This window comes from Pseudomonas lactucae, from assembly GCF_036688725.1.
Classification (GTDB): domain Bacteria; phylum Pseudomonadota; class Gammaproteobacteria; order Pseudomonadales; family Pseudomonadaceae; genus Aquipseudomonas; species Aquipseudomonas lactucae.
Genome location: NZ_JAQQPT010000005.1, coordinates 95,023 through 120,377, shown reverse-complemented (window position 1 = coordinate 120,377; position 25,355 = coordinate 95,023). Strand labels below are relative to the sequence as shown.

Sequence of the window (25,355 nt, the reverse complement as noted above, 5' to 3'; positions counted from 1 at the left end):
GACACCGCCTCAATCTGTGGTCGCCAACGCAGGCGTGGGTGTGGCCCGGTGGAAAAAACGCTCGAGGTACAAGTATATGACCGGCGTGGTGAACAGCGTCAGTGCCTGGCTCACCAGCAAGCCGCCCACCACCGCGATACCCAGCGGCTGGCGCAGCTCCGCGCCGGGGCCACTGCCGAGCATCAGCGGCACGGCGCCGAGCAGGGCGGCGAGGGTGGTCATGATGATCGGCCGGAACCGCGTCACGCAGGCTTCGTAGATCGCTTCTTCCGGCGCCAATCCGCGAACACGTTGTGCCTCCAGGGCAAAGTCGATCATCAGGATGCCGTTCTTCTTGACGATGCCGATCAGCAGCACCAGGCCGATCAGCGCCATGATCGAAAAATCCTGGCCCATCAGCCACAGCATGATCAGTGCGCCCAAACCCGCCGAGGGCAAGGTGGAAATGATCGTCAACGGGTGCACGAAGCTCTCGTACAACACCCCCAGGATGATGTAGACCGCCACCAACGCCGCGAGGATCAGCCACGGCTGGCTGGACAACGAGCTCTGGAACGCCTGGGCCGCGCCCTGGAAATTGCCGATAAGGGTGGACGGCATGCCGATGTCGTTCTTGGCCTGGTTGAGCATGATCACCGCATCGCCCAACGCCACGCCGGGGGCCAGGTTGAACGACAGGTTGGCGGCCGGGAACATGCCATCGTGGCTGATGGACAACGGCCCCACGGTGGGCGGGTCGACCTTGGCCAGGGCCGACAGCGGCACCATCTCGTTGGTGAGCGGTGAGCGCAGGTAGAAGTAGTTCAGGCTCTCGACCTTGCCGCGTTGTTGGGTGTCCAGCTCCAGTACCACCTGGTACTGGTTGATCTCGGTCTGGAACTCGTTGATCTGGCGTTGGCCGAAGGCGTCGTACAGGGCCTGGTCGACATCGGTGGCGGTCAGGCCGAAGCGCGCGGCGGCCTGCCGGTCGATGCTGATGTGGGTGATGCTGCCCCCCAGTTGCAGGTCGTTGGACAGGTCGCGAAACGCCGGGTTGGCGCGCAGTTTTTCGGTAAGGCGCTGGGTCCAGGTATTGAGCGTCGGGCCGTCGTTGCTCTTGAGTACGTACTGGTACTGCGCACGGCTGGGGCCGGAGCTGAGGTTGATGTCCTGGCCCGCACGCAGATACAGCACGATGCCGGGTACCTTCGCCAGTTTCGGGCGGATGCGGTCGATAAACTGGCTGGCGGACACATCGCGATCACCGCGGTCTTTCAAGGCGATCCAGAAGCGGCCGTTGGCGATGGTCTGGTTGCTGCCGGTCACCCCCACCGAATGGGAAAACGCCTGCACCGCCGGGTCGTCCTTGATGATCTCGGCCAGGGCCTTGTGCTTGGCGACCATGTCCGGGTACGACACGTCGGCCGCCGCTTCGCTGGTGCCGAGCACGAAGCCGGTGTCTTGCACCGGAAAGAATCCCTTGGGAATAAACACGTAGCCGACCACGGCCAGGGCCAACGTCACGATGAAGATGGCGGCCATGGAGCGTTGATGGGCCAGCGCGCGGCGCAGGTTGCGTGCGTAACCGGCCAGCAGGCGTTCGCTGAAGCCGGGTTTGTCGTGGGCGCGATGGCTCGGCGCACGCATGAACAGCGCGGCCAGTGTCGGCGCCAGGGTCAGGGACACCACTACCGAAATCAGGATGGTCGAGGTCGCCGTCAGCGCAAATTCCTTGAACAAACGCCCGACCACGCCGCCCATGAACAGCAGCGGGATAAACGCCGCCACCAGCGAGAAGCTGATGGACACCACGGTAAAACCAATCTCGCCGGCACCCTTGATCGCCGCTTCGCGTTTGTCGAGCCCCGCCTCCAGATGCCGGTGGATGTTCTCCACCACCACGATGGCGTCGTCCACTACAAAGCCGACGGCGATCACGATCGCTACCAGGGTCAGGTTGTTCAGGCTGAAACCCATCACGTACATCAGTGCAAAACTGGCTACCAGCGACACACCGAGCACGCTGGACACAATCAGCGTCGCCGACAGCTGGCGCAGGAACAGCGCCATCACCGCCACCACCAGCAAAATCGCGATCAGCAAGGTGACTTCCACCTCATGCAATGAGGCTCGGATAGTCTTGGTGCGGTCGGTCAATACGCTGACCTGCACCGAGGCCGGCAGCATGGCTTGCAAGCGTGGAAGCTCAGCTTGAATACGGTCGACCGTCTCGACGATGTTGGCGCCGGGCTGGCGCGAAATCACCAGGTTGACCCCCGGCGTATCGCCGGACCAGGCCTGTACGTAGGCGTTTTCCGAGCCATTGATGACTTTGGCGATGTCGCGCAGTTGAACCGGCGCGCCATTTTTATAGGACACGATCAGTTGCGCGTAGTCCTGCGCTTTAAACAGCTGGTCGTTGGTCGACAGGGTTGACACGCTGTTCTCACCATAGATCGCGCCCTTGGCCAGGTTGAGGCTCGATTGCTGGATGCTCAGGCGCAGATCGGCGAGGGTCAGGCCGATGGCGGCGAGTTTGTCGGGTGAGGCTTGCACACGGATGGCCGGGCGCTGCTGACCGGTGATGTTGATCTGGCCTACGCCGTCGATCTGGCTGATCTGTCGGGCCAGCAGTGTTTCCACGTAGTCGCTCAGCTCGGTGCTGGGCATGCTGTCGGAACTGACGCTGAGGATCAGCACCGGGCTGTCCGCCGGGTTGACCTTCTTCCAGGTCGGCAGGCTCGGCATGTCGCTGGGCAGTTTGCCGGACGCCGTATTGATTGCCGCCTGTACTTCCTGGGCGGCGGTGTCGATGCTCTTGTTTAGGGTGAATTGCAGGGTCAACTGGCTGGAGCCCAAGGCGCTGCTGGAGGTCATTTGGGTCATGCCGGGGATAGCGCTGAATTGCACCTCCAAGGGCGTTGCCACTGAGGACGCCATGGTGTCGGGGCTGGCGCCGGGCAGCGTGGCGGTGACCTGGATGGTGGGAAATTCCGCCTCTGGAAGTGGCGCGATGGCCAAGCGCGGGAAGGCGATCGTCCCGAGCAGTACCAGGGCAAAGGTCAGCAACAGGGTGGCGACCGGGTGATCGACGCACCAGGCCGACGGCGAGCGGCTCACGGCTGCACCTTGGCGTCGACGGTCTGGATCACCTGCGGCGGTTCCTTGAGCACCTCCACCTGCGCACCGGCCTTGAGCCGCGACTGGCCATCGCTGACCAGGACATCCCCGGCCTGTACGCCCTTGATGATGTTCACATCGCTGTCCTGATAGGTCACCTGCACGGGTACCACCGCGACCTTGTCAGCGTTGACCCGGTACACAAAGTGCGAATCCAGGCCGCGTTGTACCACCGTCGGCGGCACCACCAAGGCATTCTTGTCGAGGGCGGTCTGGATCTTGATGGTCACCAGTTGGCCCGGCCACAGGCGTTGCGCAGCATTGTTGAACTCGGCCTTGGCGCGCAGGGTGCCGGTGGTGGAGCTGATCTGGTTGTCGATCAGGCTCAAGTGGCCTTCGCCCAGCAGGTCGCCGGTCTGGCCGTCGGTGTCGGCGCCCAGGTACGCGTCGACACTGGCCCGTGTGGGCGCGGCGATCAGGCCTTGCAGGGTCGGCAGCATCTGTTGCGGCAGCGAGAATTCGACGGCGATCGGGTCGATCTGGGTCACGGAGAACAAACCCTGGGCATCGCTGGTGCGCAGGAAGTTGCCTTCATCCACGTTGCGGATACCGACGCGGCCACTGACCGGTGAGCGAATTTGTGTGTAGGACAGTTGCACCTTGGCCGCATCGATGGCGGCCTGGTTGCCCTGGGCGGTGGCCTTGAGCTGGTTGACCAAGGCTTGTTGTTGATCGTAGGTCTGCTTGGACACGCCGTCGTCGACGCTCAATTGCTTGTAGCGCTTGAGGTTGACCAGCGCCACTTGCAATTGCGCCTGGCTCTCGCCCAGTTGCGCCTTGGCCTGATCAAGGCTGGCGCGAATCGAACGGTCATCGATGCTGGCCAGCAGGTCTCCGGCCTTGACCAATTGGCCTTCCTTGACCAGCACCTGGGTAAGGATGCCGTCGACCTGCGGACGAATCACCACACTGTGCAGCGACAACACCGTGCCGATGCCGCTGACAAAGCGTGGAACGTCCTGCTGCGCCACGCTCACCACCCGCACCGGGATCGCGGCGGGCGCCGCCAGCCTGGCCTTGGGCAGTCGGGTCAGCGCCCAGGCCGCAACCGCCAGCACCACGATGGCCCCCACTATCAGGACGGTTTTGCGTTGAATATGCATAGATAGGCGCCAGAGGCGCAGTTGCAGGTTTCAAGCTGCAAGCTGCAAGTTGGAGATTGGAGAGAAGCTTTATAGCGCTGTGATTCGGTCAGGAGCGTGACGCCAAACTGACAGAGCGGACAGCTAGCGCTCGTAACTTGCCGCTTGAAGCTTACCGCTTGCCGCCCCGGCCTCGCTATACTCGCGCTTTCACACAAATAGCTGCACCGGAGCCCCTATGACTTCCCCGACACACCCCCCTGTTGAAGCGACCGACATCGTCGATCCGGCCAGCCCTGACGGCGTTGAAAAAGCCGAAATCCCAGCGTTTAAGTTTCCGTTCAAACCAGGTGAGTTGGCCAGCGCCAAGGGGGCGGGGCAGCCTTGGTACAAAAACGGCGCGAAGAACGGCCACACCCAGTCGCCGGGCATGCCGCCACCCGGTACACGTCGTTCGATGGGTAAACGCTGAGATTAATAAGGCGAAGTCTGTGTCGACTGTTGCCTACAGCATCTGCTGAATCTTCTTATTGTATGCGGACGACCGTTTCTTGAAAGCTTGCTGCGTTGCTGCTCTGTCCTGCTGATTGCCGGGTAGGGCGTGGTGAAGCTTGTCTCTGCGGAAAAGGACGTTTCCTGTGGCCCTGATACACATCGGTGTAGCGCTTGCCCTCTTGCTCTCGGTTGGCACTGTTGCGGCGGATGAACACCCCCAGGGTGATATCCGTTTTGGCGTCGCAGCGCTTTTCCCGCCCTTCCAGAGCCGCAACCCGCAAGGGCAGTTGGTTGGCTTGAACATCGAGTTGGGTAACGCCCTGTGTGCGCAACTGAATAGGCGTTGCACCTGGGTCGACCAGGTGCAGGTCGAAGATTTTCGCGCCCTTGAAGCCCGCCGGTTCGACGCGATCATGGGCATGGCGCCCACGTCCGAACGGCGACGTTGGGCAAGCTTCACCGATAACCTCTACCCCTTCACCACGCGCCTGGTGGCTCGCCGCCGATCCGGCCTGTTGCCCAGCGCAAAGTCGCTCAAGGGCAAGCGGGTCGGTGTCTTGCTGGGCAGCAATCGCGAAGCCTTTGCCCACTCGAAGTGGGCGCCCAGGGGCGTCATCGTCAAGAGCTTCTGGCTCAATGACGATCTGGTCCGCAGCCTGGTCGCCGGCGAGATCGATGCAACCTTGCAGGGCACCGTGGAAATTCGACAAGCCCTGCTCGACACCGAGGCCGGCCAGGATTTCGATTTTGTGGGCGATCCTGTCACGGCGGCGCTGTTGGGCGATGGTGTGGCGATTGCAGTGCGCAGGCCCGATACCGCCTTGCGTAACGCACTCAACCGTGCGCTTGAGGCGCTTAAGAAGAACGGTGAGTACCAACGAATTATCCAGCCTTACCACTTGGATGCAGGCATCACGACGCCTTGATGGCCGCTGTGAGGTTAATGCAGTCCGCTGTTTAGGCTGTTTCCCACAACATTAGAGGAAGCGGCTCGATTCAATAGGGTGCATAGGCCTGCTAAAGAGTTTGCGGTATTCGGGCGGTCGATGATCGATGCCTGGACACCTTCCCACTCTTTGCAAGGACTGAATCATGACCCTGAACCGACTGATGTTGGCGCTGGTTTTATGCACCCTGACCGGTGTGCTGTGGGCTCCTGCCTACGCGCGGCAAACGCCATGGAATGTCATACACTCTGGCGTGGAATCGCGGGTGCCGCCCTTCGAAAGCCGTAACGTCCAAGGCGAACGGGTGGGGCGGAATATAGAGTCGGGCAATGCGCTGTGCACCGAGCCCAAGGTGCGCTGCGAGTGGGTTGAGCAGGACAGCGCGACCAATCTGGCGGCGCTTGACGCGGGTCGTTTCGATGCCATCATCCAGGGCTATCCGGTCGCGGCCTCAGACGCGCAGAGTACCGAGCGAAGTCCCCTGCGCTTTTCACCCGCCGCGCCGGGCTTTCCTGTTTCGCGGACCGTGCGGGCGGGGTCTTTTCTTTACTTGTCCGGCCTGCTTGGGCTGGATGAAAACCGCAAGCGCGTACCTGGCGGAGTAGAGGCCGAGACAGCCAGGGCATTGGAAAACATGCAAACGATCCTCCGGGAAAACGGGTTGTCGATGGAGCGCGTCGTCAAATGCACCGTCATCCTTGCCGATATCAAAGAGTTTGCCGCCATGAACAAGGTGTATGCCCGCTACTTTTCCATCGATCATCCGCCCGCCCGAACCACGTTCGCAGCGGCAGGGCTGGCGCTTGACGCTCGTGTCGAAATCGAGTGCCTGGCCAGCTATTGAGAATGGATTGGACCGAACCCACAGGCGGCTGATTTCGGCTTACGCTACCCGCAACGGGATAAACTCATAGTTGGCCGGCACCTCGGTGGCAATCTGCGCCCCTGCGTCCAGCAACTGTTCGGCGATGTCCATGCCCGACACATGAAACACCCACTCGCTGGCCATGGACGGCCGCTCAACCGCCAGTTCAATCGCCTGGGCAAACGCACCCATATCCGGCAGGTACGCGGTAAACCCGTCACCCTTGAGTGCGGTGGTGCGAATACCCAGCAAGGCGCACACCGCTTCTTTGGTCTGCACGTCATCCCGGTCGGCCTGGCGCGAGCGGCGGATCAGCTCCGTCAGTTCCAGGTCCACCAACTCGCCACCGACGATCAATGCCGGGCCCTGTTCCCAGGACTCGGGTGGGCAATCCTTGGCGGCGGGGGTCAATGGAATATGCGGGTTGATCTCCATCGGGTAGATCCGGCACACCAGCGGGCGGCGCTCATAGATGCGGCACAGGTTGTCTTCGTCAAGATTCCGGCAGCGACCGGCGTTGTACGCGGCAAAGGTGATCGCCACGAAGGCCTCGGCGCCGCCACTGGGCACCACCACCGAACGGCGTTCGGCGTGCTCGCGCTGTTGCACCGGCAGACCCAGGCCATTGCCCAGGAACCCCTCCACCAGCACGATGACATTACCGCCGTCCGCCGCCCACATACGGGCTTCGTCGAGGGTCAGGGGCACATGGTGGTCGCTGCAGCATTTGCCGCAACCGACGCAGGAAAAGTGGGTGTTCATGGGCAGATCTGTCACCAGGCTAGGTCAGAGGGCATGCAGCATGGGCGACGGGTTTTCACCTCTTTGCACCCTTGCGCCTCTGTTGGAAGCAAGTTATGCGCCAGCGTCCGTCAGTCCTCGGCGACGACATCGCGCAGCACAAACACCATGCCTGCGCTTTCGTACAGATGCCGGGCGCGCAGGTTGCTTTCCAGCACCTTGAGATCCACGTAGGGTTCGCCGCGTTGCTTGAACACCTGGAAGCAATGCAGCAACAAGGCCCGGCCCAGCCCCTGGCCTTGGGCACAGGGGTGCACGGACAGGTTCTTGATAAACGCGCTGGTCCAGCACTGCGCCACGCCAAGGATGCCCTCGTCGTTGCTGGCCACCAGGCATAGCCTGGGGTCGAACTCGGCATCGGTGGTGAACTGTCGCTGCCAGGTTTGCAGGCTGGGCACCCGGCCGCCACCCTGCTCCTGGGTCATGCGCAACACGGCATGAATCGCTGGCGCGAGGTCGTCGCGATAATGATCCAGCCGGGTATTGGCCGGCCACTGTGGCGCAGGCAGGCTGCCGGTAAGGTGACGGCGCAGCAGCTGGTAATACTCGGCCAACCCTTACCGCCTTTGTTGCGCGACGCTTTGGGCGGCGATCACCAGGCACTTGGTCAATTCCGGCGAGGAGAATTTGGTCAGCACCGAGTTGGCCCCGGCCAGGCGCGCTTTTTCGCTGTTCATCGCGCTGTCCAGGGAGGTGTGCAACAGCACATAGAGATGTTGGAAATCCGGGGTTTCTCGCAAGGTGCGGGTGAGGGCGTAACCGTCCATCTCTGACATCTCGATGTCCGACACCACCACGTTGATTTCCTCAGCCGTGCCTTGCAGCTCCAGCAGCACGTCGATGGCTTCCTTGGCACTGCGCGCGGTATGGCACGTCAGGCCGAGGTTGCGCAAGGTATGCACCGATTGCTGCAGGGCGACCTGGCTGTCGTCTACCACCAGAATCCGCGCGTGGCCCAAGACTTCCGCTTCTTCCATGGTCAGGTCGGTCGGCGCCACTTCAATCGGTGCCGGTGCAATGCCATGGATGACCTTTTCGATATCCAGCACCTGCACCAGCCCGCCTTCGACCTGGGTCACCCCGGTGATGAACGCGCGGTTGCCGCCGGAGCCGTAGGGCGGCGGGCGGATATCGGTGGTCAGGCAGTGCACGATCTTGCTCACCGCCTGCACATGCAGGCCCTGCTTGGAACGGCTCACGTCGGTGACGATCAGGCAACCGCCGTCCGGGTCTTCCAGGGGCATTTCCCCCAGGGCGCGGCTCAGGTCGATTACCGCCAACGAGTTACCGCGCAAGGTGGCGATACCTTTGACGTGGGGGTGTGACTCCGGCAGCTTGGTCAGCGGCGGGCAGGGAATGATTTCGCTGACTTTCAGCAGGTTGATGGCCATCAGCTTGCCGCTGCGCAAGGTAAAGAGCAGAAGCGAGAGTGAGTCTGCGCGGGCTTTAGTGGTGGGCATAAGAACCTTCTGTGGATCAGGGATGACGATCTTCTATGGAAGGTTATCGACTTGGGAGAGCCAGGCTTTAACCGGATTTTGTGTCGGACTGGGCCAGCCCCTCCGACATTGAGTCTGTATCAGCCCTTCCACACCTGCGGATTCACCAGGTCCTGCGGGCGTTGGCCCAGCAGGGCGCTGCGCAGGTTGTCCAGGGCGCGGTTGGCCATGGCTTCACGGGTTTCGTGGGTCGCCGAGCCGATATGCGGCAGGGTCACGGCATTGCTCAGTTGGAACAGCGGCGACTCGGCCAATGGCTCCTGCTCGTACACGTCCAGCCCGGCGCCACGAATGGTCTGGTTTTGCAGGGCCTGGATCAGCGCCGGTTCGTCTACCACCGGGCCGCGGGAGATGTTGATCAGGATCGCGCTGGACTTCATCAGCGCCAACTCATGGGTGCTGATCAGGTGACGAGTCTTGTCACTCAAAGGCACCACCAGGCAGACGAAATCCGCCTCGGCCAGCAACTGCTCCAGGCTGCGAAACTGCGCGCCCAGTTCCTGCTCAAGCTCGACCTTGCGGCTGTTGCCGCTGTACAGGATCGGCATGTTGAAGCCCAGGCGGCCACGACGGGCCACGGCCGCGCCAATATTGCCCAGGCCGACGATGCCCAGGGTCTTGCCATGCACATCGCTGCCAAACAACGGCGCGCCGACACTGGCTTTCCACTGGCCGGCCTTGGTCCAGGCGTCCAACTCCGCCACCCGGCGCGCGCTGCTCATCAGCAGGGCAAAGGCCAGGTCGGCGGTGCTTTCGGTGAGCACATCCGGGGTGTTGGTGAGCATGATCCCGCGCTCGTTGAAGTACGGCACGTCGTAGTTGTCGTAGCCCACCGATACGCTGGACACCACCTCCAGTTTGCTCGCGCCTTCGAGTTGCGTCCGGCCCAGCTTGCGGCCCACGCCAATCAGGCCATGGACGTGGGGCAGGGCTTCGTTGAACTGCGCGTTGATGTCACCCAGCTTGGGGTTGGGCGCGATCACCTCGAAATCCTGTTGCAGGCGTTCGATCATTGGCGGGGTGATACGGCTGAAGGCGAGGACAGTCTTTTTCATGGCAGGCGGGCTCATCGACTACGGAAGAATGCCAAGCACGCTAACATTCTTGTCGTCAATTGTCAGGACACCGCCCCTCCCACATTTGATCTCTATCGTCTGGTAGACATCAGTCAGTTCGACAACCGCGCCCCACCCAAACTGCCGCTCAATTCATACGCCACCAACTCCGCCTGATGCGCCGCCAGAATTTCCGGCAACGAACCGCGCAGGTATTCCACCCACGTTTTGATCTTCGCATCCAGGTACTGGCGCGACGGGTAGATGGCGTACAGGTTCAGCTCCTGGGAGCGGTAGTTGGGCATCACCCGCACCAGCGTGCCGTTGCGCAGGCCTTCGATGGCCGCGTACACCGGCAACAGGCCGACGCCCATGCCGCTGGTGATTGCGGTTTTCATCGCGTCCGCCGAGTTCACCAGGAAGGGCGAGGTGTTGATCGCCACACTCTCCTGGCCTTCGGGGCCGTTGAAGGTCCACTTGTCCAACTGCACCACAGGGCTGACCAGGCGCAGGCAGGCATGGTTAAGCAGGTCATGGGGACGGTGCGCGCAGCCCTTGGCCTTGACGTAATCCGGCGAGGCACAGGCGATGCTGTAGGTGATGCCCAGGCGCTGGGAGACGAAGCCCGAATCCGGCAGCTCGCTGGCCAGCACGATGGACACATCGTAGCCCTCGTCGAGCAGGTCCGGCACGCGGTTGGCCAGGGTCAGGTCGAAGGTTACGTCCGGGTGAGTGCGACGGTAGCGGGCGATGGCGTCGATCACGAAGTGCTGGCCGATGCCGGTCATGGTGTGCACTTTCAACTGCCCGGCGGGGCGCGCATGGGCGTCGCTGGCCTCGGCTTCGGCTTCTTCGACGTAGGCGAGGATCTGTTCACAGCGCAACAGGTAGCGTTTACCCGCCTCGGTGAGGGCAATGCGCCGGGTGGTGCGGTTGAGCAAGCGGGTTTGCAGATGGGCCTCCAGATTGGAGACCGCGCGCGAGACGTTGGCCGTGGTGGTGTCCAGTTGCGCGGCGGCGGCGGTGAAGCTGCCGGCGTCGGCCACACAACTGAAGGCGCGCATGTTTTGCAAGGTGTCCATGGAGTGTTCTCTGGGGAGATAGCAAATTGTGACAGAAAGTTACGTCGACCAGTGATCCCTACCAATGGATTATCGCCTGAACGGTAACAAAGAATCACAGGAATACCTGCTTATCGTGCCCCATGCTGCCGCCTAGAATTGCGCCACCTACCGTGCATCACCACCTCAGGAATTCGCTTGCCGTGCCGCGTCGCATCAGCAGAGAGCTGAAGACTCTCAGTGTTTGGGCTTTATCGTTAGCTATCAGCGGCTGCATCGGAACCGGAGGAATCGCCCCCCAGGGCCAGGCCCTCAACGCCAATACCCTGGCCACCGACGAAGCCATCCAGAGCGCCGTCCAGGATGCCCATTGGCCCACCGCCCAGTGGTGGTGGCAAGCCTACGGCGACCCGCAACTCGACCGCTGGGTCGAGCTGGCCACCCGTGACAGCCCGAGCATGGCCATGGCCGCCGCGCGGGTGCGCGAAGCGCGGGCCATGGCCGGGGTTGCCGAGTCGGCCGAGTCGTTGCAGATCAACAGCGACACCACCCTCAAGCGCCACAACTGGCCCGAGGATCAGTTCTACGGCCCCGGCGAATTGAGCGGTGCCAACACCTGGGACAACAATTCGTCGTTGGGCCTGAGCTACCCCCTCGACCTGTGGGGCCGCGAAAGCAACGCCAGCGAGCGCGCCGTGGACCTGGCGCACATGAGCGTCGCCGACGCGCGCCAGGCCCGGCTTGAACTGCAGAACAACGTCGTGCGCGCCTATATCCAGCTGTCGTTGCACTACGCCAATCGCGACATCGTCGCGGCGACCCTGGCCCAGCAACAGCAGATCCTCGACCTGGCCAACAAACGCCTGAATGCCGGCATCGGCACGCATTTGGACGTGAGCCAGGCCGAAAGCCCGTTGCCGGAAACCCACCGCCAACTGGACGCCCTCGACGAAGCCATCGCCCTGAGCCGTAACCAGTTGGCCGCATTGGCAGGCAAAGGACCGGGGGAGGGCGCGCAGCTGCAACGCCCGAGTCTGTCTCTGGCCGCGCCATTGAAACTGCCATCGACCTTGCCCGCGCAATTGCTCGGCCAGCGCCCGGACGTGGTCGCCGCCCGCTGGCAAGTCGCAGCCCAGGCGCGCGGAATCGACGTGGCTCATGCGGGGTTCTACCCCAACGTCGACTTGGTCGGCAGCCTCGGCTATATGGCCACCGGCGGCGGCATGCTGGCATTTCTGGCCGGCAAGAAATTCAACTACAGCGTCGGCCCGGCGCTCACCTTGCCGATCTTCGACGGCGACCGTCTGCGGGCCGAGCTGGGTGCAGCCAGCGCGGGCTATGACCTCGCCGTGGCGCGATACAACCAGACCCTGGTCAACGCACTCAAGGGCCTCAGCGACCAGTTGATCCGCCGCGAATCGATGGACAAGCAATCGTTGTTCGCCGCGCAGTCGGTGGCCTCGGCGCAGAAAACCTATGACATCGCGACGGTCGCTTACCAGCGCGGCCTCACCGATTACCTGAATGTGCTCAACGCCCAGACCCTGCTGTTTCGCCAGCAACAGATCGAACAGCAGGTACAGGCGGCGCGCCTGAGTGTGCATGCCGAACTGGTGACGGCCTTGGGCGGCGGCCTCGATGCCGGCAGGGACGTACCCCAAGATGCCCGGACCCTCCCGAGCAAAACCCCGGCGGCGCTGGCCGTGTTCGATCACTGAGTAGGTTGCGATGACGCCCTTGCCTGCACCGCTGCGCTGGCTGTATGCCCTTGAGTGGCGCCGTGGTTTTTTCGACTGGGCACGCAGCGACGGCGTGACCTGGGTGTATATCTTCAAGGTACTGATCGCGGCGTTTCTCACCCTGTGGTTGGCCATGCGCCTGGAACTGCCGCAACCGCGCACGGCAATGATCACCGTGTTTATCGTGATGCAGCCGCAAAGCGGCCAGGTGTTCGCCAAGAGTTTTTATCGCTTCCTCGGTACCCTGGCGGGCTCGGCGGTGATGGTGTTGCTGATCGCCTTGTTCGCGCAGAACACCGAATTGTTCCTTGGCGCGCTGGCGATCTGGGTGGGCATTTGCACGGCCGGCGCCACGCGTAACCGCAACTTTCGCGCCTATGGTTTTGTGCTGGCCGGCTATACGGCCGCAATGGTCGGTTTGCCGGCCCTGGCCCATCCGGACGGCGCGTTCATGGCGGCGGTGTGGCGTGTGCTGGAAATCTCTCTGGGAATTATCTGCTCGACGCTGGTCAGCGCGGCGATTCTGCCGCAGACCGCCAGCGCCGCCATGCGCAATGCCTTGTACCAGCGCTTCGGCGTGTTCGCGTTGTTCGTCACCGACGGCCTGCGCGGTCGCAGCCAGCGCGAAGGGTTCGAGGCCAGCAACGTGCGCTTTATCGCCGAAGCCGTGGGCCTGGAAGGGCTGCGCAGCATCACTGTGTTCGAAGACCCGCACATGCGGCGGCGCAACGGGCGGCTCAGTCGCCTCAACAGCGAATTCATGAGCATCACCACACGCTTCAATGCCCTGCACCAGTTGCTGGAGCGGCTGCGCAGCGATGCGGCTGATCATGTGGTTGCCGCGATCAAACCGGGCCTGCAAGACCTGGCCGAAGTGCTCGACGGTTTTTCCGGTCGCGCGCTCACCAGCCCCGACGCCGCGCGGTTGGTCAGCCAGCTCAGTGTCTATAAGGACGGCCTGCCCGCCACGGTGCGCAGCCTGCGCACGGCATTCCAGCAGGGCAACCCGAGCGACGCCGAGCAACTGGATTTTCATACCGCCTACGAGTTGCTGTACCGCTTTGTCGATGACCTGCACAACTACGCGCAAACCCACGCCTCCCTGGCCGATCACTCCCACGCGCGGGAAGACTGGGACGAGCCCTACACGCCGAAAACCAACTGGCTGGCCTGCGCCGCTTCGGGGATTCGTGCCTCATTTATTCTGATCGTGCTCGGCAGCTACTGGGTGGCCACGGCCTGGCCCAGCGGCGCCACCATGACGTTGATCGCCGCCGCCACCGTCGGCCTGTCCGCCGCCACGCCCAACCCCAAGCGCATGGCGTTCCAGATGGCCTGCGGCACCTTGATCGGTGCGCTGGTGGGCTTTGTCGAGATGTTCTTCGTGTTTCCGTTGATCGACTGCTTCCCATTGCTATGCGTAATGCTCGCGCCGGTGATCATCCTCGGTGCTTTCCTCGCTTCGCGCCCGCAATACGCCGGTGTCGGCGTGGGCCTGTTGATCTTCTTCAGCACCGGTTCAGTGCCGGACAACCTTACGGTCTACAACCCCTACACCTTTATCAACGACTACATCGCCATGGTCCTCGGCATGCTGGTGTGCGCAGCCGCCGGCGCGATCATCCTGCCGCCCAACAGCCGCTGGTTGTGGCGCCGCCTGGAGCAGGACCTGCGCGAGCAAGTGGTGTACGCGATCAGCGGCAAGCTCAAGGGCCTGACGTCGAGCTTCGAGAGCCGTACCCGTGACCTGCTGCACGAGGCCTACGGCCTCGCCGTCGGCCAGCCGCAGGTGCAGCGCGACCTGTTGCGCTGGATGTTCGTGGTGCTGGAAGTCGGCCACGCGATCATCGAGTTGCGCAAGGAACAGGCGATTTTGCCGGTGCATCCGGCCTACGCCGAATCCCAGCCGTGGCGCCAGGCGATCCGCGTGATGGGCCGCTCATTGGTGCGGCTGTTCCTGCAACCCAGCGCCAGCAATCTGGAGCGTGGGCTGATCGCCGTCGACCATGCGATCAGCCGCGTGCAGGCCACCGACGAACCCTTCGCCCCGCACTTCGACACCTCGGCCCTGCGTCGGGTGAAGAGCTACCTGCACTTTATCCGCACCTCGTTGCTCGACCCGCAATCGCCGTTGGCGGCCCTCAAAGGAGCCCCGCATGCCCCGTGAAATCGCGTTCCACGGCCTGTACATGCCGACCATGACCCTGATGTTCCTGATCGCCGCGGTGCTGGCCTGGGCACTGGACCGTTTCCTGGCCGGGTTCGACCTGTACCGTTTTTTCTGGCACCCGGCGTTGCTGCGCCTGAGTTTGTTCGTTTGCCTGTTCGGCGCCCTGGCGCTGAGCGTCTACCGTTGAGAATGCCCCGATGAAAAAGTTTTTCAGCCTGCTCGCCACCTTGCTCGTACTGGCCCTGGCGATCTGGATCGGCCGCACATTGTGGGTGCACTACATGGAGACCCCCTGGACCCGCGACGGCCGCGTGCGCGCCGACATCATCAACGTGGCGGCCGACGTCACCGGCGTTGTGATCGACGTGCCGGTGCGCGATAACCAGTTGGTTAAAAAGGGCGACCTGCTGATGCAGATCGACCCCGAGCACTACCGCATCGCCGTCAAACAGGCGCAGTCGTTGGTCGCTTCACGCAAGGCCACCTGGGAAATGCGCAAACTCAACGCCCACCGCCGCGCCGACCTCGATGCCCTGGTGATCTCCAGGGAAAACCGCGACGACGCCAGCAACATCGCCGACTCGGCCCAGGCGGATTACCAGCACGCACTGGCCCAGTTGGAAGCCGCCGAACTCAACCTGAAACGCACGCAAGTGCTGGCGGCGGTGGACGGGTATGTCACTAACCTCAACGTGCATCGCGGTGACTACGCGCGCATCGGCGACGCCAAGATGGCCGTGGTGGATATGAATTCGTTCTGGGTTTATGGCTTCTTTGAAGAGACCAAGTTGCCCCATGTGAAGGTCGGCGATAAAGCCGATATGCAATTGATGAGCGGCGAGACACTCAAGGGGCATGTGGAAAGCATCTCGCGGGGTATTTATGACCGCGATAACCCCGAGAGCCGGGAGCTGATTGCGGATGTGAACCCGACCTTCAACTGGGTGAGATTGGCCCAGCGGGTGCCGGTGCGGATTCATATCGATGAAGTGCCGGAGGGCGTGCTGTTGGCGGCAGGCATTACCTGCACCGTCATTGTGCAGACAAATCGGCTGTAAAAACGGGTTGTAAGTGTTAATTAAATAGCAAGGCGGTAGCGCCTGCGATGATGACTGATTTTGTTTGTTTCTTATGTGGCAAAGTTATGAGGCTGATCTACTTGGAAGGGGTGTTTAATTAGTACTCAAGATGTTGGTCTGTTTTTAGGTTTTGATAGTGAAGAGTTTGAGTGCGATGGGGTTTATTTAAGATTAAGCGGTAGGGCGTGATCCCGTTGATGAGTTGCGGTACATTCGTATGTTCAGAACTCAGTATGTGGCGAGGTCGCACCTTGCCAGAAGTAAGATGCGACACTTGATGTGAGGTTTGCTCGTTATAACTCAATCTTTGTATCCGTTACTTTTAGTTCGTTTGCAAATTCCAGCATAATTACTTCATGCCCTTTTGTTTCGGCGGTAGAGTCTTTGACGATTCTGCTGACCTCAGTTTTAAGATTTTTGTTTCGCGGGAGTCTATAGATCTGGAATGCACTCCATAAAGTTCCTGTGCGCCCTGCGCCGAATCCACAATAAATGAGAGCTTTATCTCCATTGGTAATAGTTTCATGCAGTAATTGACAGCAAATGTATAAATCTGCAAGCGTTGGTGTACCGAAGTCTTTTACTGGCTTGTTGATGTGAGTTATGCCCGCTGCTGTTAGTTTTAGCATGCCCTCTTCGGTTACACCGTACGCGTTTAAGCTGATAATTAGTTTTATATTGTATTCTTTTAATAGGCTGATGGCGTCATCATCGAAGTCTTGGATGGTGTCGTCATTTCCAGTGTAATAAGGTTGAGAGCTTCTAAATACATACGCCCCTGTTTTGTTGAGAGTCACCCAGTTTAAAAAAACTACCTTTCCATTTTTTCGAAGGGCATCTGTATAACCTTGCAGGTTGGATACATCTACGTTCATTTTATTCTCCGTTTGACTTGGGTTGTTGCAGTTCGCTGAATTAGAATCCGCTGAGCTGCCCAAGGTGTCTACTGTCAGAATTAACAGGTATGGAGAAAAAGCGATGAGCGGTAAATTAATGTTGATTAGGCATAAATACGGTGCGAAATTGCTAGGGGTACAAATGTTCTCGTCGATGTACAGGGTGGATATGGTTATGAGTAATCATGAAGTTAAAGAGCTACTTCGCTCTCTGATTGAACTTCTTGTACACAGCAAAGACTCAAAACGGAAGGGGCGATTGAGTTCCTGCAATCGCCAGCAAATCTGATTTCACCTATTCGATTAAGCCTTGATAAATGTCTCATGCAAGTGCCGCCACAACAGCGCGCCGCTGGCCTGCTTCTTAAATACCACCGTGGCGCGGCGGTCGGTCTGGGTGCCGCTGTCGTCAACCTGATGCTCGCGATACGTCACCGTGGCGCCGCGTGCATGGCGGTCGATGCCGGTCATTTCACTCAGGGTGATTTTCAATCCTGGGCGCATCCCGCCCAGGCGCGTAAACAACGCATTGACCCCAGCCCTGTTGACCCGCGTACCGGTGGCGGGCGCGATCATGCTGAACTCCGGTGAGAAGCGCGCGAGCAGATTTTCCAGCGTTCCCTGAGGCGCAACCCCGGCAAACCATTGCTCGATCTCGACGTGGGTCTGGATCACTTCTTCAAAAAAGTCGCTGTAGTCAATCATGCTTGGGCTCGCTGCAAGGGTGAAGCAGCATGCGTACTCTGGAAGCATCCAGGCGCAACACTGCGAAAAGCGGCAACAGGGTCAGAGCTGCCGCCATCGTGAAGGTTATGGCGAAGGAATCCAAGGCCGACAGGATTGCGCTGAGCACGGCGGCGCCGACGCAGAAGCTCACTTGGCGGTTGATATTCCACAGGGCACTGGCATGGCCCATGCGTGCGGCGGGAATATCCAGAAAGGCCAGGGTTTGCGCGGTGCTGCTGCACAGGCTGCCGCCCAGGCCCATCAAGACGTAGGCCGCAATAATCAGCGCGGGCTCGTTGAGCAACAGTATGCCAGCGCATTGCCCGCCAGCAGCAAGTGTTTGGGGCCGCAGCGATTGAAGAGTTTCTTGCTCAGGTAAATCGCCACTGCCGAGGCCAGTGCCCAGGGCAGCATCAGCGCGCCGGTTTGGGTGGCGTCATAGCCCAGGCTGCGCACATAAAGGATGGCGATCAGGCTGGTGCCGATAAACACGCCGGGAATGCACAGGTAGACCAGCAGCGCCACGCGCAGCATCGGACTGGCAATCTGTTTGAAAATAGTGCTCAGGTCCAGAGGTGGGCGCACGCTGGTGGGCGCGTCGGGCTTTATCCACAGCAAGGCCAGCAGCAGGGTGATCAGGGCCAGGGGCAGGTTGGCGTAGAAAATCCAGCGCCATGACACACTGTCGACAATCACCCCACCCAACGCTGGCGATAACGCCGGCACCAGCAACGCCATCGACATCACCCGCGCCGTCAGCTGGCTGCGCTCGACGGCGGGAAAGTGACGGTACGCCATGGCTTGCCCCGCGGGAATCAGCAAGCCGCCGCCGAGCCCTTGCAACGCGCGCCAGCCAATCAGCGCCTCTATGGAACCCGCCTGGCCCACCATCACCGAGGCGCCGGCGAACAGCAGCAGGCTGGTGGCGATCAGCGTGCGTTCGCCCAAGATCGCTGCCAGCCAGACAATCAAGGGAATGATCAGGGTCAGCCCGAGCATGTAGGCGTTGCTGATCCAGGCCAGTTGCGTGACCGAGGTGTGCAGCTCGCGGGCGATATCCGGGTAGGCGACGGTGGCGACAAACATGTTCACCAGGTCCAGGGCAAAACCCAATAAAAAGCCAGGCGACTTTCGAGCGGTAGGTCATGAACGCGTTCCTGCAAGTGAGGTCGGCAGGGTAGGCCGCGTGTAAGGTTTGGGATACGCCGGAGAGCCTGCTAGTTTGTCAAAAATATTTTGACAAAGGAGGGGGCACCCATGGTCAGCCTGGACCGTTTCGACACATTTAAAGCCGTGGTCGAGGCCGGCTCGCTCACCGCCGCTGCGGATCGACTGGGCCAGACTCGCGCCGTGGTCAGCTTCAACCTCAAGCGCCTGGAGGCGGAACTAGGCGTGACCCTGTTGACCCACAATACCCACCAGCTGGCGCTGACCGATGCCGGAGAACGTTTCTACCTGCGCTGCACGCGCATGCTTGAAGAGGCCGCGCCTCGCGGTGGAAGAAGCCCGCTCCGAACACGCCCAGCTCAAGGGCACCCCGCGTATTACCACAACTGTGGAGTATGCCCTGGCCGTGGTGGCCCCGGCGGTGGAAGCGTTTCGCAGCCTGCATCCCGACCTGAATATCCACTTATCCACATCCTCCACCCACGCCGATTTGATTGCCGAGCGTTTTGACGTGGCAATTCGCTTGGGACGCTTGATGGACTCCAATCACCGCGCCGTGCAGTTATCCACGTTCGACGTGTTCGCCGTCGCGGCGCCGCAGTTTGCCGGGGTTCAAAGCCGGGATGCATTGGAGCAGGTACCCAGGCTGGGCCACGGTCGCTTGACCGACTTGAGCGTGACCGACCCGGCAGGTTGTGAACATCAATACCGCGCTGGCCCTGCAGCGTTGGTGGCCGACAGTGCGGCGGTGCTTCATGCGTTTGCCGCGCGCGGCCATGGTGTGGCGATTTTGCCGCAGTGGCTGGTGCAGCAGGATCTGGCCGCAGGAAGATTGGTGCGTTTGTTGGCGGACCATCGCTTCGCGCCCCAAGGGATTTATGCGATGTATCCGGATACCCGACATTTGCCGCTGAAGGTGCAGGCGTTTATTGATTTTATGAAGGGCTAGAGCCTCCCGCTGATGTGGCGAATCACGTTTATTAAGACCGGAGAGAATGGTTTGAGTTGTCTGTTTTCATCGGGTTGTTGCAATTCTTCTTCAAGAATTGTCAGCAGGTCGATGTTTTCTATCGTGAGATCGGAACCATCCATACGGCTGTTGAAAAGAAGCGCGTTGATGATGTCTCGTCGATCATTGAACAGCGCGCGATTCTTCTCGCGACTGTCTCCTAAATTCAGGAATTGAATGGTCTTGATAGCTCTTGGGCTCAGCCCTTCCACTCTTCCCGAAAGGTAAAATTTCACCTCGGTTTCACATTCATCCATCAGCGCAGTGAGCGGCAGTGCCTGATGGGCGTGCGAATCTCCGCATTGGTTAGGACGATTGCAGCTCGCGACGATGTTAGAAAAGTCCACCGTGCGATTGGGGGCAATTCTCTGAGCCTCTACATGCTCGTTATGAGCACTATCCAGTGAGATTGCATTGCAGCAGTGAGCACATAGGCCGTATTGCTCTTCTATGCAGGCTTGGCGAATGGCGTTTCTTTCTACGTGCGTTAACTCCGGGTAGCGCGCCGCCGGGTGTATGCGTCTCCATTGTGTCAGTGCTGCCGGTTCAGGTCCTTTAGTGATCTTACGCACTGCGCAGCTCCAACTTGCGAATCAGTAGGGATGCTTTAGTCAGCTCAATATGACCTGGGGGGAGGTCTGTTGAAAGTTCTTCGAAAAGAGCCTTAGCCTCTTTCAATTTTTTGTCTTGCAGCAGATCCAGTAGACGATCTAGACGGTCCTGCACCTCGCTGTTACGTGCATCGGTGTCCATGACGCTGCGCAGGACCTGATTTGCGTCTAAGCCGTAGAGATCGTCGCGCTCCTCCAGTTCACCGTCGTCGAGGACGTAGCACAAGACATCCTTGGTATCGCTGATCACCAGTGGAGAATGAGTTGTCAGGATGAACTGGCAGTTGGGGAAGGTTTCAGTGAGTTGCTGGATCAGGTGGCGCTGCCATTGAGGGTGCAGATGAAGGTCTACTTCGTCGATTAGGACAACACCGGCGCCTTCAAGTGGATTCTTCAATGCAGGATTCATAAGTGACAAGCGGCGAGCAATGTCGCCGACAAGTGCCATCAGTGATTTTTCCCCTTGAGAAAGCTGAGAAACACTGAGTGTATTGCCTAGTTTGTCGATGGCCATATGCAATCTAGGCTTTCGCTGGACTCTAAGGTTGCTGAAATCAGGCATAAACTTGTTGACGGCGGACCGCACAGCATTTAGCTGAGGATCGCGTGATGCTAGGTGCATATTTTTCAGTTCAGATACCAGTTTTTCATCCGTACTAGAGATTTTTTTTAACTGTTCCATTACGGCCGAGGATATGCCCTGCTCGTTCTCAGTATCTTCTCTGTCACGGAACCATTCAAAAAAGCGTCCGAAATCTACGCCACCATTTAGAGCGTTTTCATATCCATCAAATTGATCGAATGGATTTTCGGATTTTCGGATTGTTAGTGGAACGTCAAGGACAGATCTTTCGACAGGGTAGAAGGCCACAAGGGGAAGTGAGCCGTTGTCGTCAATCAACCCTAGATGAAAGCGATAGAGTTCTGCCAGCTCAGTTAATTTAGTAAGAGAGCTATTTACCTTTGCTTTGTGGCCTCGCAAGGTGCGAGCAAGTGTCCATGAGTAGGTCGCAGAAGCTGATGCTGACGGGTGAGATATACCACTGACTTCAGCATCGATCGAGGCGAATCGCTCACCATTAGTGACGACATCCTCTTGAATGGGGCTGCCACCGCCACTGTCGGTGCGAATGCGGCCAACCAGCCAACTTAACGACGTGGCTATCGACTTCAAAATCGTCGTCTTCCCCGCCCCATTATTCCCCACAAACACCGTCACCTTCGACGCATGCTTTTCGGTAGGCGCAAAGGCGACTTCCAAGTCGGTAAAACGACCGACATTATTCAGTCGAATTTTTCTGATTTCCATCGCATTACCCTGTTGGGGTCAGTCAGTTTCAAGAGGCAGGAGGCGATTATGGCACTCAACCCGAGTTTTGGCAGGTATAGGCTTCACGCGTGCTTACAACACGCCGCCCAAGCCAAAGCGCTTTTTCAACACCCACTCCAACAACCCTTTGGGCAACAGTGCCGCCATCCACGGCAACGCCCGGCTGCCATTGCCCGAACGCAACAGGCGCGGCGGCTGTGGTTGTTGCACCGCCTTGAGCACATCCATTGCAAACACCGAGGCCGGTGTCGGCTTGTCCTGGGAGGCCTGGCTGCGTGCGCGGATGCCGTCGCGCAGCGGCCACCACGGCGATTGCTCGTTGATCAGCAGCTCGGCCTGGGCGCCGGCGTTTTTCGCAAAACTTGTATCGATAGCTCCCGGCTGCACTTCCATCACCCGAATCCCGAACGGCGCCAGTTCCATGCGCAATGCATCACTCAAGGCATGCACGGCGGCTTTGGAGGCGCAGTAGGCACCGGCAAATGGCGTGACCAGCACCCCGGAAACGCTGCCGATATTCACCACCAGCCCTTTGCGTTTACGCAGCGCCGGAAACAGCGCCTGGGTGACGCCGACGATAGAAAACACATTGGTCTCGAATTGGCGCTGCATCGCCTCGGTGCCGCCGTCGAGCAATGGGCCCATGGCACCGTAGCCGGCGTTATTGATGAGTACGTCCAACTCGCCCAGCTGTTCGGCCAGATGACACAGGGCGGTGCTGTCGTTGACGTCCAGTTGCACGGCGTGGAAGCCGGCTGCGGTGAGGGCCGCGACGTCATCGATGCGGCGGGCGCTGGCCCACACGTCGAAGCCTGCCGCCTTGAAGGCATCGGCCAAAGCGCGGCCGATGCCGCTGGAGCAACCGGTGATGAGTACGTTGGGCATGGCTCAATCCTTTGTCAGTCCGAGAAACTGCCTTGCAGGTGCTCGGCGCGAAATTCCAGGGTTTGCGGGCGGTAGCCGGGGCGCAGCGGTGGGGTGGGCAGGCAGTCGTCCCAGGTGGCGCCGGGCTGCAACTCGCCGGGGCCGCGATAGCGCGGGGCGGCGTAGACGTTGTCGGCCAGGTTTACGGTGTCGCCCGGCGCATAGGCGGCGACGCGCCAGCGCAGTTCGGTCAGTGGTACGTTGTTGCCGTTGTTGAGGGTCAGTTTCAGCGGACGGTCGGCGGGGCATTCATGCGGGGCGTAGGTGATGCGCAGTTCCAGGCGCGCCAGCTGCGAGGCTTCGCGGTTGTCCAGCCACACCACCCAGACGGCCACGCAACCCAGGCCCGCCAAGGCCGCGAGGGAAACCGGCAGGGCCCTGGCCGGGTAGCGCAGCAGCAGGATCAGCCAGGTGATGATCAGTAGAACGCCGAAGAACATGGAGACCGCCTCGAATAGGGAACGAGCATCCTAACTTAAGCTTAGGTGGGATTGGTTACCTTGAGAGGGGGGTGATTGGGCTTGCTCCCGATGGCTTACTTACTGAGCAGCAGAATCTGCCTGCAAACCATCAATTGAAGCTTCAACCAACGCCAGGCCGGTCTCGGCCAACTGCAGGCTGGCCCAATTCAGGTAGCTCTGGTGTTCGGTACACAGGTCCTGAGCCGCCAGGGTGAGCACGCGAGCAGTGCCCAATACATAACTGGCATGTTCCAGTACATGTTCGATGGGGATGCCGGGTCGGACGCAAAACAGCAGTTCTTCGCTGCGCTCGCAGGGGCCGAAAGGGGTGGGGCGGGTGGTCTGTTTGGACATGGTGGATCTCCTATAAAAACGGGAGTTGCCACGCATCGCCGTCAAACGAATGGGTGGCAACTGTACGCAGGTTGACGGACCGGTCATAGGAACCCGGCGCGCTCGAAAGCGCCCCACGCACAGTCGCCATAACGCTGTGCTTGGTCCTATGAGTGTCCGAGGCCGTCAAACCTCATCACGAATGAGTCGTGACAGGCGCGAGGATAGGCAGGATGGGGGCAGGGGTCAATGATGGCGTCCTCACAGGCAGCGCAAAATCCAAAGAAAAAGCCCCCACCCAACCCACTGCGGATAGGGGACGCAATGGGCTGGGCGAGGGCTTCTTGTACGACTGTTTTACTGCGCGATAGTTTTCACCGACACGCCACGTTCAACCGGCGTCGAGCGACCGTAGATATCTTCGAAGCGCTCGATATCGTCTTCGCCCAGGTAGCTGCCCGATTGCACTTCGATGATCTCCAACGGGATCTTGCCCGGGTTGCGCAGGCGGTGCACCGAAGCGATCGGGATGTAGGTGGACTGGTTTTCGCAGAGCAGGAACACGTTGTCGTCACAGGTGACTTCGGCGGTGCCGCTGACCACGATCCAGTGTTCGGCGCGGTGGTGGTGCATCTGCAGGGACAGGCACGCGCCCGGCTTGACCGAGATGTGCTTGACCTGGAAGCGCCCGCCCATGTCCACCGAGTCGTAGGAACCCCACGGGCGATAGACTTCACAGTGGTTCTGGGTTTCGCTGCGGCCCTGTTCGTTGAGGGTGTTGACCATCTGTTTGACGCCCTGGACCTTGTCCTTGTGGGCAATCATCATCGCGTCCTTGGTTTCCACCACGACGATGTTGTCCAGGCCGATCACCGACACCAGCTTGCCGTTGCCGTGCACCATGCAGTTGCGGCTGTCCTGGATCACCACGTCGCCTTTGCTCACGTTGCCGTTGGCGTCTTTATCGTTGACCGCCCACAGCGAGGCCCAGCAACCCACGTCGCTCCAGCCGGCGCTCAGCGGCACCACACAGGCGCGCTGGGTTTTTTCCATCACGGCGTAGTCGATGGAATTGTCCGGGCAGCAGGCGAAGGTGGCATCGTCGAAGGTCACGGTGTCGGCGGTCTGCTCGCTGCGCTCCAGGGTCAGTACACAAGTGTCGTAGATATCCGGGTCATGCTTTTTCAGTTCTTCGAGGAAGCGGCTGGCGCGGAACAGGAACATGCCGCTGTTCCAGAAGTAACCGCCGCTTTTGACGAACTCGACGGCGCGTTTTTCATCGGGTTTTTCCACGAACTGCTGCACACGGCTCACGCCTTCGGGCAGCAGCGAATCGTTGGTGGACTTGATGTAGCCATAGCCGGTTTCCGGACGGGTCGCCGGTACACCGAACAGCACCATCTCGCCACGTTCGGCGGCCACGGTGGCCAGGGCCAGGGCGCGTTGCAGGGCTTTCTGATCATCGATCACGTGGTCGGCGGGCAGCACCAGCATCAACTCGTCACGACCTTCGTTGACCAGCATCATCGCGGTCAGGGCCACGGCCGGCGCGGTGTTGCGGCCGAAGGGCTCCATCAGGATGCGTTGGCATTCGAGCTTGCGCGCGCTCAACTGCTCATTGACGATGAAACGGTGATCCTTGTTGCAGACCACAATCGGGCTGTCCATGCCTTCGAACACCAGGCGTTCCAGGGTTTGCTGGAACAACGTGTGCTCACCGGTCAGGGCCAGGAACTGCTTGGGGAACTGTTTGCGGGAAAGCGGCCAAAGACGTGAGCCGCTACCACCGGAAAGGATTACTGGGATCATGGGGGTTTCTCCTTGAATCGATATGGGTCAGAGCTACGAAGGTTTGTCGTTTCACTCTTGTTTTTGTCTCGGTCCGAACTGACCTCCTCGGTCCTTGTGGGAGCTGGCTTGCCTGCGATAGCGGCGGTGGATTCACC

Annotated in this window: 22 protein-coding genes and 2 pseudogenes; 8 read left to right on the top strand and 16 right to left on the bottom strand. The window is 60.3% G+C overall.

Features of this window, described 5'->3' with window-relative positions:
* Positions 1–9 precede the first annotated feature (9 nt).
* Together V6M90_RS07065 and V6M90_RS07060 are read right to left on the bottom strand one after the other, a co-directional pair.
* Positions 10–3,099 (bottom strand): multidrug efflux RND transporter permease subunit, encoded by a 3,090-nt coding sequence (locus tag V6M90_RS07065; protein WP_332846252.1) that lies wholly within the window; start codon positions 3,097–3,099, stop codon positions 10–12.
* On the bottom strand, positions 3,096–4,262 hold the full coding sequence (locus V6M90_RS07060; RefSeq protein WP_332846251.1) for an efflux RND transporter periplasmic adaptor subunit: 1,167 nt from the start codon (positions 4,260–4,262) through the stop codon (positions 3,096–3,098). Before V6M90_RS07060 ends, V6M90_RS07065 begins: the two co-directional genes overlap by 4 nt.
* 217 nt (positions 4,263–4,479) lie before the next feature.
* On the opposite strand from V6M90_RS07060, the gene V6M90_RS07055 reads away from it, so the two are divergent.
* The 3 genes from V6M90_RS07055 (at position 4,480) to V6M90_RS07045 (ending at position 6,527) form a co-directional block, all read left to right on the top strand.
* Positions 4,480–4,713, top strand: a complete 234-nt coding sequence (locus V6M90_RS07055) for a hypothetical protein (protein WP_332846250.1) — start codon at positions 4,480–4,482, stop codon at positions 4,711–4,713.
* Positions 4,714–4,879: 166 nt separating this feature from the next.
* Positions 4,880–5,662, top strand: a complete 783-nt coding sequence (locus tag V6M90_RS07050; protein WP_332846249.1) for a transporter substrate-binding domain-containing protein — start codon at positions 4,880–4,882, stop codon at positions 5,660–5,662.
* A 166-nt stretch (positions 5,663–5,828) separates the two neighbouring features.
* Positions 5,829–6,527, top strand: coding sequence for a Rid family hydrolase (locus V6M90_RS07045; protein WP_003171896.1), 699 nt, complete (start codon positions 5,829–5,831; stop codon positions 6,525–6,527).
* Between the two features lie 39 nt (positions 6,528–6,566).
* Here the strand turns inward: V6M90_RS07045 and V6M90_RS07040 are convergent, their stop codons facing one another.
* The 5 genes from V6M90_RS07040 to V6M90_RS07020 form a co-directional block, all read right to left on the bottom strand.
* A complete protein-coding gene (locus tag V6M90_RS07040; RefSeq protein ID WP_332846248.1) occupies positions 6,567–7,310 on the bottom strand; it encodes a YkgJ family cysteine cluster protein in 744 nt (247 codons plus the stop codon).
* Between the two features lie 110 nt (positions 7,311–7,420).
* Positions 7,421–7,903: a GNAT family N-acetyltransferase gene (locus V6M90_RS07035; protein WP_003171899.1), complete on the bottom strand. Its 483-nt coding sequence runs from the start codon at positions 7,901–7,903 to the stop codon at positions 7,421–7,423.
* A gap of 3 nt (positions 7,904–7,906) precedes the next feature.
* Positions 7,907–8,809 (bottom strand): chemotaxis protein CheV, encoded by a 903-nt coding sequence (locus V6M90_RS07030; protein WP_003171900.1) that lies wholly within the window; start codon positions 8,807–8,809, stop codon positions 7,907–7,909.
* Between the two features lie 119 nt (positions 8,810–8,928).
* On the bottom strand, positions 8,929–9,903 hold the full coding sequence (locus V6M90_RS07025) for a 2-hydroxyacid dehydrogenase (protein WP_332846247.1): 975 nt from the start codon (positions 9,901–9,903) through the stop codon (positions 8,929–8,931).
* Between the two features lie 113 nt (positions 9,904–10,016).
* Positions 10,017–10,985, bottom strand: a complete 969-nt coding sequence (locus V6M90_RS07020) for a LysR family transcriptional regulator (RefSeq protein WP_078731632.1) — start codon at positions 10,983–10,985, stop codon at positions 10,017–10,019.
* A gap of 182 nt (positions 10,986–11,167) precedes the next feature.
* Here V6M90_RS07020 and V6M90_RS07015 point away from each other — a divergent pair, with 182 nt between their 5' ends.
* The 4 genes from V6M90_RS07015 to V6M90_RS07000 are packed head-to-tail and all read left to right on the top strand — an operon-like array spanning position 11,168 to position 15,931.
* The gene (locus tag V6M90_RS07015) at positions 11,168–12,682 is read left to right on the top strand and encodes an efflux transporter outer membrane subunit (protein ID WP_332846246.1); all 1,515 of its coding nucleotides are present in this window, start codon (positions 11,168–11,170) and stop codon (positions 12,680–12,682) included.
* Positions 12,683–12,692: 10 nt separating this feature from the next.
* Entirely contained in the window at positions 12,693–14,870 is a 2,178-nt protein-coding gene (locus tag V6M90_RS07010; protein ID WP_332846245.1) for an FUSC family protein, read from the top strand.
* Positions 14,860–15,060, top strand: a complete 201-nt coding sequence (locus V6M90_RS07005) for a DUF1656 domain-containing protein (protein WP_003171907.1) — start codon at positions 14,860–14,862, stop codon at positions 15,058–15,060. The genes V6M90_RS07010 and V6M90_RS07005 overlap by 11 nt, the downstream gene beginning before the upstream one ends.
* A 10-nt stretch (positions 15,061–15,070) precedes the next feature.
* Positions 15,071–15,931, top strand: a complete 861-nt coding sequence (locus tag V6M90_RS07000) for an HlyD family secretion protein (RefSeq protein WP_332846244.1) — start codon at positions 15,071–15,073, stop codon at positions 15,929–15,931.
* A 314-nt stretch (positions 15,932–16,245) separates the two neighbouring features.
* On the opposite strand, the gene V6M90_RS06995 is transcribed toward V6M90_RS07000, so the two are convergent.
* The 3 genes and pseudogenes from V6M90_RS06995 to V6M90_RS06985 all read right to left on the bottom strand — a co-directional run bounded on the left by V6M90_RS06995 (position 16,246) and on the right by V6M90_RS06985 (position 18,721).
* On the bottom strand, positions 16,246–16,827 hold the full coding sequence (locus tag V6M90_RS06995) for a protein-tyrosine phosphatase family protein (RefSeq protein ID WP_332846243.1): 582 nt from the start codon (positions 16,825–16,827) through the stop codon (positions 16,246–16,248).
* Positions 16,828–17,151: 324 nt separating this feature from the next.
* A complete protein-coding gene (locus tag V6M90_RS06990) occupies positions 17,152–17,553 on the bottom strand; it encodes a DUF4440 domain-containing protein (protein ID WP_332846242.1) in 402 nt (133 codons plus the stop codon).
* Positions 17,546–18,721: pseudogene (locus V6M90_RS06985) on the bottom strand (MFS transporter). The gene V6M90_RS06990 and the pseudogene V6M90_RS06985 overlap by 8 nt, the downstream one beginning before the upstream one ends.
* Positions 18,722–18,831: 110 nt before the next feature.
* Here V6M90_RS06985 and V6M90_RS06980 point away from each other — a divergent pair.
* Positions 18,832–19,690, top strand: a pseudogene (locus V6M90_RS06980) (LysR family transcriptional regulator).
* Here the strand turns inward: V6M90_RS06980 and V6M90_RS06975 are convergent.
* The 6 genes from V6M90_RS06975 to V6M90_RS06950 form a co-directional block, all read right to left on the bottom strand.
* On the bottom strand, positions 19,687–20,322 hold the full coding sequence (locus tag V6M90_RS06975; protein WP_332846241.1) for an HNH endonuclease family protein: 636 nt from the start codon (positions 20,320–20,322) through the stop codon (positions 19,687–19,689). The pseudogene V6M90_RS06980 and the gene V6M90_RS06975 overlap by 4 nt on opposite strands.
* Positions 20,315–21,670: an AAA family ATPase gene (locus tag V6M90_RS06970; RefSeq protein ID WP_332846240.1), complete on the bottom strand. Its 1,356-nt coding sequence runs from the start codon at positions 21,668–21,670 to the stop codon at positions 20,315–20,317. The genes V6M90_RS06975 and V6M90_RS06970 overlap by 8 nt, the downstream gene beginning before the upstream one ends.
* A gap of 93 nt (positions 21,671–21,763) precedes the next feature.
* Complete coding sequence (locus V6M90_RS06965) at positions 21,764–22,576, bottom strand: SDR family oxidoreductase (RefSeq protein ID WP_332846239.1); 813 nt, start codon at positions 22,574–22,576, stop codon at positions 21,764–21,766.
* Between the two features lie 14 nt (positions 22,577–22,590).
* A complete protein-coding gene (locus V6M90_RS06960) occupies positions 22,591–23,055 on the bottom strand; it encodes a multidrug transporter (protein ID WP_332846238.1) in 465 nt (154 codons plus the stop codon).
* A gap of 99 nt (positions 23,056–23,154) precedes the next feature.
* Positions 23,155–23,430 (bottom strand): DUF3077 domain-containing protein, encoded by a 276-nt coding sequence (locus tag V6M90_RS06955; RefSeq protein WP_332846237.1) that lies wholly within the window; start codon positions 23,428–23,430, stop codon positions 23,155–23,157.
* Between the two features lie 336 nt (positions 23,431–23,766).
* Positions 23,767–25,218 carry a mannose-1-phosphate guanylyltransferase/mannose-6-phosphate isomerase gene (locus V6M90_RS06950; protein WP_141064046.1) on the bottom strand — a complete coding sequence of 484 codons (1,452 nt, stop codon included), beginning with the start codon at positions 25,216–25,218 and terminating at the stop codon, positions 23,767–23,769.
* Between the last annotated feature and the right edge of the window lie 137 nt (positions 25,219–25,355).